General features: G+C 66.7%; 13 protein-coding genes. 3 read left to right on the top strand and 10 right to left on the bottom strand.

Annotation, left to right across the window (positions count from 1 at the left end; all coding sequences use genetic code 11):
• Positions 1-2: 2 nt before the first annotated feature.
• Together lptM and argH are read right to left on the bottom strand one after the other, a co-directional pair.
• A complete protein-coding gene (gene lptM / locus TMO_RS00665; RefSeq protein WP_041604767.1) occupies positions 3-230 on the bottom strand; it encodes an LPS translocon maturation chaperone LptM in 228 nt (75 codons plus the stop codon).
• Positions 227-1,642, bottom strand: coding sequence for an argininosuccinate lyase (argH, locus tag TMO_RS00660; protein WP_014743646.1), 1,416 nt, complete (start codon positions 1,640-1,642; stop codon positions 227-229). The genes lptM and argH overlap by 4 nt, the downstream gene beginning before the upstream one ends.
• Before the next feature lie 129 nt (positions 1,643-1,771).
• On the opposite strand from argH, the gene TMO_RS00655 reads away from it, so the two are divergent.
• Positions 1,772-2,368 carry a TlpA disulfide reductase family protein gene (locus tag TMO_RS00655; RefSeq protein ID WP_014743645.1) on the top strand — a complete coding sequence of 199 codons (597 nt, stop codon included), beginning with the start codon at positions 1,772-1,774 and terminating at the stop codon, positions 2,366-2,368.
• A 62-nt stretch (positions 2,369-2,430) separates the two neighbouring features.
• Here the strand turns inward: TMO_RS00655 and TMO_RS00650 are convergent, their stop codons facing one another.
• The 7 genes from TMO_RS00650 to ccrA form a co-directional block, all read right to left on the bottom strand.
• Positions 2,431-3,303 (bottom strand): 3-hydroxybutyryl-CoA dehydrogenase, encoded by an 873-nt coding sequence (locus TMO_RS00650; RefSeq protein ID WP_014743644.1) that lies wholly within the window; start codon positions 3,301-3,303, stop codon positions 2,431-2,433.
• A gap of 134 nt (positions 3,304-3,437) precedes the next feature.
• Positions 3,438-4,370, bottom strand: a complete 933-nt coding sequence (locus TMO_RS00645) for an electron transfer flavoprotein subunit alpha/FixB family protein (RefSeq protein ID WP_014743643.1) — start codon at positions 4,368-4,370, stop codon at positions 3,438-3,440.
• Positions 4,371-4,372: 2 nt separating this feature from the next.
• On the bottom strand, positions 4,373-5,122 hold the full coding sequence (locus TMO_RS00640) for an electron transfer flavoprotein subunit beta/FixA family protein (RefSeq protein WP_014743642.1): 750 nt from the start codon (positions 5,120-5,122) through the stop codon (positions 4,373-4,375).
• A 289-nt stretch (positions 5,123-5,411) separates the two neighbouring features.
• Positions 5,412-5,987 carry a cob(I)yrinic acid a,c-diamide adenosyltransferase gene (locus TMO_RS00635; RefSeq protein WP_014743641.1) on the bottom strand — a complete coding sequence of 192 codons (576 nt, stop codon included), beginning with the start codon at positions 5,985-5,987 and terminating at the stop codon, positions 5,412-5,414.
• Between the two features lie 94 nt (positions 5,988-6,081).
• Positions 6,082-6,267 carry a twin transmembrane helix small protein gene (locus tag TMO_RS00630; RefSeq protein WP_145978042.1) on the bottom strand — a complete coding sequence of 62 codons (186 nt, stop codon included), beginning with the start codon at positions 6,265-6,267 and terminating at the stop codon, positions 6,082-6,084.
• A 130-nt stretch (positions 6,268-6,397) separates the two neighbouring features.
• Positions 6,398-8,077 carry an acyl-CoA dehydrogenase family protein gene (locus tag TMO_RS00625; protein WP_014743639.1) on the bottom strand — a complete coding sequence of 560 codons (1,680 nt, stop codon included), beginning with the start codon at positions 8,075-8,077 and terminating at the stop codon, positions 6,398-6,400.
• A 250-nt stretch (positions 8,078-8,327) separates the two neighbouring features.
• Positions 8,328-9,614, bottom strand: coding sequence for a crotonyl-CoA carboxylase/reductase (ccrA, locus tag TMO_RS00620; protein WP_014743638.1), 1,287 nt, complete (start codon positions 9,612-9,614; stop codon positions 8,328-8,330).
• A 421-nt stretch (positions 9,615-10,035) separates the two neighbouring features.
• Here ccrA and TMO_RS00615 point away from each other — a divergent pair, with 421 nt between their 5' ends.
• Positions 10,036-12,066, top strand: coding sequence for a protein meaA (locus TMO_RS00615; protein WP_014743637.1), 2,031 nt, complete (start codon positions 10,036-10,038; stop codon positions 12,064-12,066).
• Positions 12,066-12,572: a DUF523 domain-containing protein gene (locus TMO_RS00610; RefSeq protein ID WP_014743636.1), complete on the top strand. Its 507-nt coding sequence runs from the start codon at positions 12,066-12,068 to the stop codon at positions 12,570-12,572. The genes TMO_RS00615 and TMO_RS00610 overlap by 1 nt, the downstream gene beginning before the upstream one ends.
• A 12-nt stretch (positions 12,573-12,584) precedes the next feature.
• Here TMO_RS00610 and TMO_RS31490 read toward each other — a convergent pair whose 3' ends face one another.
• Entirely contained in the window at positions 12,585-12,728 is a 144-nt protein-coding gene (locus TMO_RS31490; RefSeq protein WP_014743635.1) for a hypothetical protein, read from the bottom strand.
• Between the last annotated feature and the right edge of the window lie 41 nt (positions 12,729-12,769).

Genomic DNA, 12,769 nt, shown 5'->3' with positions numbered 1-12,769 from the left:
CGTCAGTAGGGCGGCACACCAAGGCCGGGGCCATTGGTGCGGCCCGGGGTCACCAGGCTCTTCGGGTCGGACCCCACCGGATAGTTGGGGATCTTCTCCTTGTCGACGGTGCCGTCGGATTTCACCGCCATCGGCGGCACCAGTTCACCCTTCTTGCCGCAGGCGGCAAGGGCCGTCGCCATCATCAGGGCCAGGACGAGGTATCGGAGGCGGATGGAGAAGTGGCTCACAGAAAGCGCTCCCTGGCTTCGGCCGCACGGGCACGCACGCCGTCAGGCGCGGTACCGCCGAACGAGGTGCGGCTGCGCACCGAGGCATCGACGGTCAGCACCGCCATCGCCTCGGCCGTGATCCGGGCATCCACCGCCGCCAGATCCTCGGCGGAAAGTTCGTCGAGCCGGAGCCCGCGGGTCTCGGCGGCGCGGACCACGCGACCGGTCAGATGGTGCGCCTCGCGGAAGGGCAGCCCCACCACCCGCACCAGCCAGTCGGCCAGATCGGTCGCCGTGGAATAGCCGCCCGAGGCCTGGGCACGCATGGCATCGGGGTTGATGGTCAGATCGCGGATCATGCCGGTCATGGCCTGGATGGCCAGCGACAGGGCGTCGACCGCATCGAAGGTCGGCTCCTTGTCTTCCTGCATGTCCTTCGAATAGGCGAGCGGCAGCCCCTTCATCACCGTCATCAGCGCGACCTGGGCGCCCATGATCCGGCCGACCTTGGCGCGGACCAGTTCGGCCGCATCGGGGTTGCGCTTCTGCGGCATGATCGACGAGCCGGTGGTATAGGCGTCGGACATGCGCACGAAGCGAAAGGGCGCCGACGACCAGATCACCAGCTCTTCGGCAATGCGCGAAAGATGGGTGCCGCAGATGGCCGCCGCTCCCAGGAACTCCAGCGCGAAATCGCGCGCCGAGACGCCGTCGAGCGAGTTGGCCATCGGCCGGTCGAAACCGAGTTCGGCGGCCGTCATGTGCCGGTCGATCGGGAAGGAGGTGCCGGCCAGCGCCGCCGACCCCAGCGGGCTTTCGTTCAGCCGGCGGCGGGCATCGGAGAGCCGGCCGCGATCGCGACCGAACATCTCGACATAGGCCAGAAGATGATGACCGAAGGTCACCGGCTGGGCGGTCTGGAGATGGGTGAAGCCGGGCATCACCGTCTCGGCATGCTGTTCCGCACGCTCGATCAGCGCCGCCTGCAGATCGCGGAGCTGGCCGTCGAAACGGTCGAGCATGTCGCGCAGCCACAGCCGGAAATCGGTCGCGACCTGATCGTTGCGCGACCGGCCGGTGTGCAGCCGCTTGCCGGCATCGCCGATGATCTCGGTCAGCCGGGCTTCGACATTCATATGGATGTCTTCAAGCTCGCGGCTGAACGGAAAGTCACCGCCCTCGATCTCGGCCAGAACCTGGTCGAGCCCGTTTTCGATCGCAGCCACGTCCTCGGCCGAGAGGATCCCCCTGGCGCCCAGCATCCGGGCATGGGCGCGCGAGCCGGCGATGTCCTGGGCGTAGAGGCGCTTGTCGAAATCGATGGAGGCGTTAATCTCCTGCATCAGATCCGAGGGCGCGCTGTCGAAGTGGCCGCCCCACATGTTCACGCCGCTCGCGCGGCCGGCGCCGCCCTTGCTGTCGCTGGTCATCTCGCTCCTCGGCTTCCTGGCAGGTCGGGGGACCTGGATGGTCTCCCCGGGTTTCGACGGATGGGGACGGCGATTGCGCGGCAGGCGGATAGTCGCGACAGCCCTTCCTCACACGGAGATCCGCCTCGCATGAAGAAACCGGTCATCGCCGCTCTCGCCGCCGCCGTCGTCGTCATCGTGGCGGGTGTCCTTATCTACCGCGGCTTCGGCCCCGCCGACAAGCCGGGTGGGATCGATGCCTCCTTTGCACGGGACAGTCTGGCGAAGCTTCAGGTCCAGGACCAGCCCGCTCCGCTGCCGGCACTTGAAATGACCAGGCTCGACGGCAGCCCGGTGACGCTTGCCGACTACCGGGGCAAGGTCGTGCTGCTCAACTTCTGGGCCACGTGGTGCGCACCCTGTATCGAGGAAATGCCGGCCCTGAACCGGCTACAGGCCTCGCTCGGCGGCGCCGACTTCACCGTGCTTGCGGTCGCGGCCGATCAGGGTGGTGCGGCCGTGGTCGGCCCCTTCCTCGAAAAGCTGAATCTCGACCGGATCGAGGTTGCGATCGACAAGCCCATGCGCACGCTGGGGGCCACCAGGGTCGCCGGCCTGCCCACCACCCTGCTGATCGATCGCGAAGGCCGCGAGATCGCCCGGCTGGTCGGCATCGCCCATTGGGATGCACCCGAAGGTGTGGCCCTGATCAACGCCGCCATCGGCAAAGCGGCGGCGGGCCGCTGAGGTTCAAACGGCAGGGGCCGCCCGGAAGGCGGCCCCAGAAGATTCGATGATCCTGTGCCGCGTCAGCGGGTCGGCACGGGAACGTCGCCGCGGTAGTCGTAGAAGCCGCGATCGGTTTTGCGACCCAGCCAGCCGGCCTCGACATACTTCACCAGCAGCGGGCAGGGGCGATACTTGCTGTCGGCCAGGCCGTCATACAGCACCTGCATGATCGACAGGCAGGTATCGAGGCCGATGAAGTCGGCCAGCTCGAGCGGACCCATCGGATGGTTCGCGCCCAGCTTCATCGCGGTGTCGATCGCCTCGACCGTACCGACGCCCTCGTAGAGCGTGTAGATCGCCTCGTTGATCATCGGCAGCAGGATGCGGTTGACGATGAAGGCCGGAAAGTCTTCCGACACCGCCGGAGTCTTGTCGAGCTTGAAGACCAGCTCGCGCACCGCCTCGTAGGTCGGGTTGTCGGTCGCGATGCCGCGGATCAGTTCCACCAGCTGCATGCGCGGCACCGGGTTCATGAAATGCATGCCCATGAACCGCTCGGGGTGACGCATGGTCGCAGCCAGGCGGGTGATCGACAGCGACGAGGTGTTGGTCGCGACGATCACCTCGTCCTTCAGCATGTCGCGGATCTCGGCAAAGATCTTCCGCTTCAGTTCTTCGCTCTCGGTGGCCGCCTCGATCACCAGGTCGATCGTCTCGAAGCCGCTGTAACCGACCTGCGTCCTGATCCGGGACAGAGCGGCGGGCTTGTCCGCGGGCTCGATCTCGCTGCGCGACACCTGACGGTCGAGCGCCTGCTCGATCCGGTCCATCGCCTTGGCGAGCTGCGCCTCGGAAATGTCGACCATCGTGACGTCGTAGCCGGCGAGCGCGCAGACATGCGCGATGCCGCGGCCCATCTGGCCTGCCCCGATGACGCCGATCTTCCTGATCATGAGGACCGCACCTTCTTCGACTTGATAGCCCGGGACAGGGCTCGGCGTCGCTTGCTTTACACAAGTTACGCCAGACCCCGCACCGGGCTCGGTTTTCTTTCACATGACCGGCATCGTTCCGGTCATATGTTACTTCACTTCTGCAGCGTCTCGGTCAGCTCGGGGACGATCTTGAACAGATCGCCCACAAGGCCGTAATCGGCGACCTGGAAGATCGGTGCCTCTTCGTCCTTGTTGATCGCCACGATCACCTTGCTGTCCTTCATGCCGGCCAGATGCTGGATGGCACCCGAAATGCCGACCGCGACATAAAGCTGCGGCGCGACGACCTTACCGGTCTGGCCGACCTGGTAGTCGTTCGGCACATAGCCGGCATCGACGGCCGCGCGGCTGGCGCCGACGGCGGCGCCCAGGGCATCCGCCAGACCTTCGATGATCTTGAAGTTGTCGGAGCTGCCGACGCCGCGGCCACCCGACACCACGATCTTCGCGCTGGCGAGTTCGGGACGCTCGGACTTGCTCAGGCTCTGGCCGACGAAGCGGCTGAGGCCTGCATCCTCACCGGCGGCGATGGTCTCGACGGCGGCGGAACCGCCCTCGGCCTCGGCCGCCTTGAAGGCGGTGCCGCGGATGGTGAGGACCTTCACCTTGTCGGAGGACTGCACGGTCGCCAGCGCATTGCCGGCATAGATCGGACGGACGAAGGTGTCTTCCGACACGATTTCAATGGCGTCCGAAATCTGCGCGACGTCCAGCAGAGCAGCCACGCGCGGCAGCACGTTCTTCGCAACGCTGCTCGACGAGGCGACGATGTGGCTGTAGTCGCCGGCCAGACCCACGATCAGCGGGGCCAGGTTCTCGGGCAGGCCACCCTGATACTGGTCGCCCTCGGCATGGAGTACCTTGGCGACGCCCTGCACCTTGGCGGCTGCCTCGGCGGCCGCACCGGCATCCTTGCCGGCAACCAGCACATGCACATCGCCCAGCTTCGCACCGGCGGTGACGGCGTTCAGGGTCGCGGCGCCGAGCGACGCGTTGTTGTGATCGGCAATGACGAGAACCGTCATGGTCAGATAACCCCCGCCTCGTTCTTCAGCTTGTCCACCAGCGTCGCGATATCCGGCACCTTGATGCCGCCCTTGCGCTTCGGCGGCTCGGTGACCTTCAGCGTCTTCAGACGCGGCGCCACGTCCACGCCGAAATCACCGGGGGTCTTGGTGTCGAGCGGCTTCTTCTTCGCCTTCATGATGTTCGGCAGCGAAGCGTAGCGGGGCTCGTTGAGACGCAGATCGGTGGTCACGATCGCGGGCAGCTTGAGCGAGACGGTCTCGAGACCACCGTCGATCTCGCGGATCACCTCGACCTCGCCGTCACCGACGGTGACTTTCGATGCGAAGGTGCCCTGGGCCCAGCCCAGCAGCGCCGCCAGCATCTGGCCGGTCTGGTTGGAGTCGTCGTCGATCGCCTGCTTGCCCAGCACCACCAGCTGCGGCTGCTCGGCCTCGGCCACCGCCTTCAGCAGCTTGGCGACGGCGAGCGGCTGGACCTCTTCATCGGTCTCGATCAGCAGGCCGCGATCCGCGCCCATGGCCAGCGCCGTGCGGATCTGTTCCTGTGCACCCTTGGGGCCGATGGACACGACCACGATCTCGGTGGCCTTGCCGGCTTCCTTCAGCCGCACGGCTTCCTCGACCGCGATCTCGTCGAAGGGGTTCATCGACATCTTGACATTGGCGAGGTCGACGCCGGTCTGGTCAGCCTTGACGCGGACCTTGACGTTATAGTCGACCACGCGCTTGACGGGGACGAGTACCTTCATAGATCTCCCGACTCCAGTTGGGTTTCTTGGCTCTACGTCGTCCGGTCGCATCCCCCGACCCCTCAGCGGGTGCGGATCCGGACCAGGACGCCCGGCAGCGAACGGCAGGGCGCCGGCTCTCCGTCGGACGACAGGCGACAGGCGACCGGCTGACCGCGACGGCCTGCGTCACATGGCCCCGGCTGCCGGTTCCCCGATTGAGTCCACCGCACATTAGGCGCTGCGACGTGCGGTGTCAATTTCGGGGCACCTCTCGAAAATTCAAGGAACGCCGCGGCTTAACGCCGCGTCAGCGGTTGGCGCCCGGCACCCAGAGGACGTCGCGCGCGCCCTTGTCGTTCAGATGGCGCGCCAGGACGAACAAATGATCGGACAGACGGTTGAGGTAGCGGAGCGCCGCCTCGTTCACCGGCTCCAGCCGCATCAGCTCGACCAGTTCGCGCTCTGCACGACGGACGACCGTTCGCGCCAGATGCAGATGGGCCGCAGCCGGGGTGCCTCCGGGCAGGATGAAGGATTTGAGCGGCTGAAGCCCGGCATTCATTGCATCGATCTCGGTTTCCAGGCGGTCGACCTGGGCCGGCAGAATGCGCAGCGCCCTGGCCTCCCGCGCGGGATCGTCGCCGGCGGGGCAGGCAAGGTCCGCCCCCAGATCAAACAGATCGTTCTGGATCCGGGCGAGCATGCGGTCTTCCTCGCTCTCGGTCTCCAGATGCAGCCGCACCAGCCCGATCACGCCGTTCGCCTCGTCGACCGTGCCGTAAGAGGCGACCCGGAGGTCGTCCTTCGGCCGGCGGCTGCCATCGCCGAGCGAGGTTTCGCCGCGATCGCCGCCGCGGGTGTAGATGCGGGTGAGCTGGACCATCGGGGGCTCCGTCGGTGGGTGAAAGCAAGATAGCCAGGGGGCGATGGCCACGGCCGGCGGGGGCCACGGCCAGCGGGGGCCACGACCGGCGGGCTCAGCCGCCCGTCATCGCCAGGAACAGCAGAACGAGCAGGATCGCCAGCGCCTGCAGCAGCACCCGCCACTGCATCAGCTTGTTCGAGTATTTCTGGTTGAAGCGTCCGCCGACGAGCATCGACATCACGCCCACCAGGAGAACACCGGCCGTGGCGACCATCGCAACCACAATCAGAACCGGCATCACGCCTGACATCGTATCCATGGCCCGCAATATGGCCCCGCCGGGCCCGGTCTGACAGGGTCAACCGGTCCCGGCGGGGGAGATTTTCGCGCGAAGGCCGGCTTCCCTGCGGAAGCCGGCCCCGTCACCCTCAGCCCAGCAGGCGGCGGGCGATGACCTGCGCCTGGATCTCGGCCGCACCCTCGAAGACGTTGAGGATGCGCGCATCACAGAGCACGCGGCTGATCGGATATTCCTCAGCATAGCCGTTGCCGCCATGAACCTGGACGGCATTGTCGGCCGTGGCCCAGGCGACGCGGGCCGCCAGCAGCTTGGCCATGCCGGCCTCGAGATCGCAGCGCCGGTCGCTGTCCTTCTCGCGCGCCGAGAAATAGGTCAGCTGGCGAGCGATCATGATCTCGACTGCCGCCCAGACCAGCTTGTCGAAGACCCGCGGGAAGGCGTAGATCGGCTTGTTGAACTGCACGCGCTCATGGGCGTAGCGCAGCCCCATTTCCAGCGCCGACTGCGCAACGCCGACCGCGCGGGCCGCCGTCTGGATCCGGGCGCTTTCGAAGGTCGCCATCAGCTGCTTGAAGCCCTGACCCTCGGTCCGGCCCAGCAGATTGTCGGCGGGCACGGTGAAATCGTCGAAGCCGATCTCGTATTCCTTCATGCCGCGATAGCCGAGCACGCGGATTTCGCCGCCGCTCATGCCCTCGGCCGGGAAGGGATCGGCATCGGTGCCGCGGGGCTTCTCGGCCAGGAACATCGACAGGCCGGAATAGTTCTTCGTCGCCGGATCGGTGCGCACCAGCAGGGTCATCAGATCGGCGCGGGCGGCATGGGTGATCCAGGTCTTGTTGCCGGTCACCCGATAGACGTCGCCATCGCGCGTCGCGCGGGTCTTGAGGCCGCCGAGGTCGGACCCGGTGCCTGGCTCGGTGAAGACCGCGGTCGGCAGGATCTCGCCCGAGGCAAGGCGCGGCAGCCAGCTCTGCTTCTGATCTTCCGTACCGCCCAGCCGGATCAGCTCGGCCGCGATCTCGGACCGGGTTCCCAGCGAGCCGACGCCGATATAGCCGCGCGACAGCTCTTCGGTAACCAGGCACATCGCGACCTTGGAGAGGCCGAGCCCGCCGAATTCCTCGGGCACGGTCAGGCCGAAGACGCCCAGCTCCGCCATCTGGTTAACGACCTCGATCGGGATCAGCTCGTCGGCCTTGTGCCAGTCATGGGCGAAGGGGACGACCTTTTCCTCTACGAAGCGGCGGAACTGGTCGCGGATCATCAGCAGGGTCTCGTCCTCGAGCCCCAGCTCGCCGAAATTACCCTCGGCGATCAGCGCCGCCAGCCGGGCGCGCACCACAGCGGTGTTGCCCGCACGCAGGAACAGCCCCGCATCGCCCTGGGACAGTGCCGCCGCCTCGTCGATCAGGCCGAAATCGGCAGGACGGACGATCTCGCCCTGCGACATGGGCAGGCCACCCTGCAGCTGCGCCACATACTCGCCGAAGGCGGTCTGCAGCATCAGCCCCTCGATTTCCCCCAGCCGTCCTTCGGCCTCCAGCCGGCGTGCCCAGCCCAGCATCTGGCGCAGGGCTTCGACATAGGTCGCCGTCCAGGCAAGACCGTGGGCGGCATGCTGGCTGGCATCGAGCACGGCGGCATCGACCTTGCCGTCACGGCGCACCATCCCGCCCACGGCGGTCTGGACGGCGTCGGCATAGGCCTCGACGGCGGCAAGGGCACGTTCGGCCCGGTCGAGCAGATCGTCGATCAGGACGGGGGCGTCGGTCACGGGCGAAAGGGTCGCGGTGGAAGCGGACATGGGAGAAATGGTCCTCTGGTCGGAAGACGTGTCGAACACTGCGGAGGTCGGAAACGGCGGGATACCGGAGCGGATATGGCCCTGAGGCGGCCGGCGTCCAGCGCCGCCCCGGCTGATCCGATGCGGCATCCAGACGACGGTGCGGCGCCGCCCGCCCGATCCGCTCCCCTGACGAGGCCGGATCGGGGCAGGCAGCGCCGGGACCGGGCGAGGCGGCACCGCCGCCCGGTCGCTCACCGCGTCAGGTCTGTCAGCCGTCGATGGCGTCCTCGATCGTCCGCAGGCCCGGGCGCGGCGCCTGGACCAGCACGGCCATGTTGCCGGGCTTATGCTGGTTGCGGAGCATCTTCATATGCGCCTCGGGGATGTCGTCCCACGAGAAGACTTCCGACATGCAGGGATCGATGCGGCGCTCGATCACCAGACGATTGGCCTGGGCTGCCTGCTTCAGATTGGCGAAATGGCTGCCCTGGATGCGCTTCTGGCGCATCCACACGAAGCGGGCATCCATGGTCAGGTTGTAGCCGGTGGTGCCGGCGCAGAACACGACCATGCCGCCGCGTTTGACCACATAGGTCGAGACCGGGAAGGTCTGCTCACCCGGGTGCTCGAACACGAAGTCGACGTCATTGCCCTTGCCGGTCACGTCCCAGATCGCCTTGCCGAAGGCGCGGACGCGGCGGATGTAGTCGTTGTAGCCCTGGACGTCATCGACTTCGGGCAGACGGCCCCAGCAGTCGAAATTCTTGCGATTGATCGCCGCCTTGGCGCCCAGGCTGAGCACGAAGTCGCGCTTGTTGTCTTCCGAGATGACCGCGATGCCGTTGGCGCCGGCCGTGGCGATCAGCTGCAACGCCATCGAGCCCAGGCCGCCGGCAGCGCCCCAGACAAGGATATTGTCACCCGGGCGCAGGATGTGCGGGCGATGGCCGAACAGCATGCGGTAGGCCGTGGCGAGCGTCAGCATGTAGCAGCCGCTCTCTTCCCAGGTCAGATGGCGCGGGCGCGGCATCAGCTGGCGCGACTGCACGCGGCAGAACTGGGCGAACGAGCCGTCCGGGGTCTCGTAGCCCCAGATGCGCTGCGACGGCGAGAACATCGGGTCGCCGCCATTGCACTCCTCGTCGTCACCATCGTCCTGGTTACAGTGGACGACGACCTCGTCGCCCACCTTGAAGCGCTTCACCTTGGAGCCGATGGCCCAGACGATGCCCGAGGCATCGGAGCCGGCGATGTGATACGGCGCGCCATGGCCGTCGAACGGCGAGATCGGACGGCCGAGCGAGGCCCAGACGCCGTTATAGTTGACGCCGGCGGCCATCACCATGACCAGCACTTCGTCCGGCGCCAGATCCTTGGGGGTTTCGACGACCTCGACCTGCATGGCGGTGTCGGGGTTGCCGTGACGCTCCCGGCGGATGCACCAGGCGTACATCTGATCCGGAACATGGCCCAGCGGCGGAATCTCGCCGACCTCGTAGAGCGACTTGACCGGCTGGGTGCGGGTCGTCTCGGCGGCGGTGGTGTCAGTGTTCATGGGAAGACCGTGCCCTCGTTCTACTTCTCTCGACCTTAAGCGTCCGCAGGTGGGGTCGGGGCACCACGCAATCCTGCGGCCTCCTGGCAGCGCCCCGATGTCCGGGGCCGGCGTACTGTCGTGGAACCGCGCGTATTGTTCGCGCGTTGGTTCTTGTCATTCGTTCTTGGTGGTATCGTTCGGATGGTCCGGCGGTCCCGTCCGCAAAGGGACGACGGGACCAGAACCCCGGAAGATCAATCGCGGTACGGTCGCATGCTGCGACGCGATCGCGACCGGAGCTTTCCGGTTGCCGTTCATGATTTTCCGGATATAAGGGATTTTCAAGCCCTTTTTTGCGGCGCAAAATAGGGCCTTATTTCCAATGGGGCGCCCTCAGGGTAAGATTCGACACAGAACCCCGCCACGACAGGACGAAAAGATGCCGAAGCAGCCGAATTCCGCCGCAGAAGCGGCAAGCGGCGCCATGCCGCGCCGCGATACGCCCTGGCTGATGCGCACCTATGCCGGCCATTCCTCGGCGGAGGAGAGCAACAAGCTGTACCGCACCAATCTGTCGCGCGGTCAGACCGGTCTCTCCGTCGCCTTCGACCTGCCGACCCAGACCGGCTACGACGCCGACCACATCCTCGCCCGGGGAGAGGTGGGCAAGGTGGGCGTGCCGATCTGCCATATCGGCGACATGATGACGCTCTTCGACGGCATCCCGCTCGAGCGGATGAACACCTCGATGACGATCAACGCGACCGCGGCCTGGCTGCTGTCGCTCTATATCGCCACCGCCGAGAAGCAGGGGGCGCCGCGGGCGTCGCTCCAGGGCACCACCCAGAACGACATCATCAAGGAATATCTGTCGCGCGGCACCTATGTCTTCCCGCCCAAGCCCAGCCTGAACCTGATCGCCGACACCATCGCCTTCACCTATCGGGAACTGCCCAAGTGGAACCCGACCAATGTCTGCTCCTACCATCTGCAGGAAGCAGGGGCGACGCCCGAGCAGGAACTGGCCTATGCGCTGGCGACGGCGGTGGCGGTGCTGGACACGGTGCGTGCCGGCGGCCAGGTGCCCGAGGCTGATCTGCCGCAGGTGGTGGGCCGGATCAGCTTCTTCGTGAATGCCGGCATCCGCTTCGTCACCGAGCTTTGCAAGATGCGCGCCTTCACCGAGCTTTGGGACGAGATCACCCGCGACCGTTACGGCGTTGCGGAAGAGAAGTTCCGCCGCTTCCGATACGGCGTGCAGGTGAACTCGCTGGGCCTGACCGAGCAGCAGCCCGAGAACAACGTCTACCGCATCCTGCTGGAAATGCTGGCGGTGGTGCTGTCGAAGAACGCCCGCGCCCGCGCCGTGCAGCTGCCGGCCTGGAACGAGGCTCTGGGCCTGCCGCGTCCCTGGGACCAGCAGTGGTCGCTGCGCCTGCAGCAGATCGTCGCCATGGAAACCGACCTTCTGGAATACGGTGATCTGTTCGACGGCTCGCCGGTGGTCGCGGCCAGGGTCGAGGAGCTGAAGGCTGGCGCCCGCGCCGAACTGGCCCGGATCGAAGAGATGGGCGGGGCGGTGACGGCGGTCGAGAGCGGCTACATGAAGCAGCGCCTGGTCGAAAGCAACGCCCGGCGCGTGGCGTCGATCGAATCAGGCGAGATGGCGGTGATCGGCGTGAACAAATTCGTCGAGACCGCGCCCTCGCCGCTGACCTCGGGCGAGGACGGCGCCATTCTGACCGTCGATCCCGGCGTCGAACGCCGCCAGATCGAGAAGCTCCAGGCCCACAAGGCGGCCCGTGATGCGACGGCGGTGGAGGCGAGCCTCGCCGAACTCGCCCGTGCGGCCAAGGAAGGCCGCAACATCATGGAAAGCTCCATCGCCTGTGCCCATGCCGGGGTCACGACCGGTGAATGGGCCGAGACGCTGCGTCAGATCTTCGGCGAATACCGCGCCCCCACCGGCGTCGGCGGCAGCGTGGTCGAGGTGCGCGGCGATCGCGACCGGACCGAGGCGGTGCGCGCCAAGGTGGACAGCCTGTCGGACCGCCTGGGCCGCCGGCTGAAATTCCTGGTCGGCAAGCCCGGCCTCGACGGCCATTCCAACGGCGCCGAGCAGATCGCCCTGAAGGCCCGCGACTGCGGCATGGAAGTGGTCTACGAGGGCATCCGCCTGACCCCGGCCCAGATCGTCAATGCCGCCCTCGAAGAGAGCGTTCATGTCGTGGGCCTGTCGATCCTGTCGGGCAGCCACAACGAACTGGTCGCCGATGTCATGCGCCGCATGGCCGAAGCCGGGCTCACCGACGTGCCGGTGATCGTGGGCGGCATCATCCCCGACGAGGACGCCCGCAAGCTGAAGGCGGCCGGCGTCGCCCGGGTCTACACGCCCAAGGACTTCGAAATCACCCAGATCATGGCCGACATCGTCGACCTGGTCGACGGGCTCAGCCGCGAAGCGGCGTGATGTCCGCACGCCACGAAAACCGGGCGGCAGGGCGCCGCCCGGTTCTGATTTCGGCCTGCCTTCTGGGCAGGCCGGTTCGTTTCGACGGCCGGGGTGCCGCACGACCGCATCCGCTGATCGACGATCTTCACGCCGAAGGTCGGCTGATCCCGCTCTGCCCCGAGATGGCGGGTGGTCTGCCGACACCACGACCGCCGGCGGAGCTCGACAGCCGCCGCCGGGTGATCGACGCAACCGGCGCCGATGTCACCGCGGCATTTTCAGCCGGTGCCCGCATCGCCGTCGAAACTGCCCTGGCCCATGGCGTGCGCCTGGCGCTGCTCAAAGCGCGGAGCCCGTCCTGCGGGGTCGGGCGGATCCATGACGGCAGTTTCAGCGGCCGGCTGATCCAAGGCGACGGCCTGACGGCCGAGGCTCTTGCCACCGCCGGTATCGAGGTGTTTGCCGACGACGATCTCGACAACGCAGCCCGGCGGCTGGCCGAGATCGATCGCCTGAATGGTTGATCAGCCGGAGGCTCACTTCGTCTCGACCGACAGGCCGCCATTGCCGACCTCGACCTCGATGCCGCTCTTCTGACTCTCCTCGTAATACTGGTAGCCGCCGACGGCGACAACAACGAGCAGAGCACCGATAATCAGATACAGAACGTTCCGGCTCATTTGTATGACCTCGTATCTTTCGGGAGCAACGAATGTCACCC

The organism is Tistrella mobilis KA081020-065 (assembly GCF_000264455.2).
In the GTDB taxonomy this organism is placed as follows: Bacteria; Pseudomonadota; Alphaproteobacteria; order Tistrellales; family Tistrellaceae; genus Tistrella; species Tistrella mobilis.
This window is presented reverse-complemented; position numbering and strand designations above follow the sequence as displayed.

Excerpts from the sequence above, each read along its gene's own strand:
- argH (WP_014743646.1), bottom strand. The coding sequence starts at position 1,642 with ATGACCAGCGACAGCAAGGGCGGCGCCGGCCGCGCGAGCGGCGTGAAC.
- TMO_RS00655 (WP_014743645.1), top strand. The coding sequence starts at position 1,772 with ATGAAGAAACCGGTCATCGCCGCTCTCGCCGCCGCCGTCGTCGTCATC.
- TMO_RS00650 (WP_014743644.1), bottom strand. The coding sequence starts at position 3,303 with ATGATCAGGAAGATCGGCGTCATCGGGGCAGGCCAGATGGGCCGCGGC.
- TMO_RS00645 (WP_014743643.1), bottom strand. The coding sequence starts at position 4,370 with ATGACGGTTCTCGTCATTGCCGATCACAACAACGCGTCGCTCGGCGCC.
- TMO_RS00640 (WP_014743642.1), bottom strand. The coding sequence starts at position 5,122 with ATGAAGGTACTCGTCCCCGTCAAGCGCGTGGTCGACTATAACGTCAAG.
- TMO_RS00635 (WP_014743641.1), bottom strand. The coding sequence starts at position 5,987 with ATGGTCCAGCTCACCCGCATCTACACCCGCGGCGGCGATCGCGGCGAA.
- TMO_RS00630 (WP_145978042.1), bottom strand. The coding sequence starts at position 6,267 with ATGCCGGTTCTGATTGTGGTTGCGATGGTCGCCACGGCCGGTGTTCTC.
- TMO_RS00625 (WP_014743639.1), bottom strand. The coding sequence starts at position 8,077 with ATGTCCGCTTCCACCGCGACCCTTTCGCCCGTGACCGACGCCCCCGTC.
- ccrA (WP_014743638.1), bottom strand. The coding sequence starts at position 9,614 with ATGAACACTGACACCACCGCCGCCGAGACGACCCGCACCCAGCCGGTC.
- TMO_RS00615 (WP_014743637.1), top strand. The coding sequence starts at position 10,036 with ATGCCGAAGCAGCCGAATTCCGCCGCAGAAGCGGCAAGCGGCGCCATG.
- TMO_RS00610 (WP_014743636.1), top strand. The coding sequence starts at position 12,066 with ATGTCCGCACGCCACGAAAACCGGGCGGCAGGGCGCCGCCCGGTTCTG.
- TMO_RS31490 (WP_014743635.1), bottom strand. The coding sequence starts at position 12,728 with ATGAGCCGGAACGTTCTGTATCTGATTATCGGTGCTCTGCTCGTTGTT.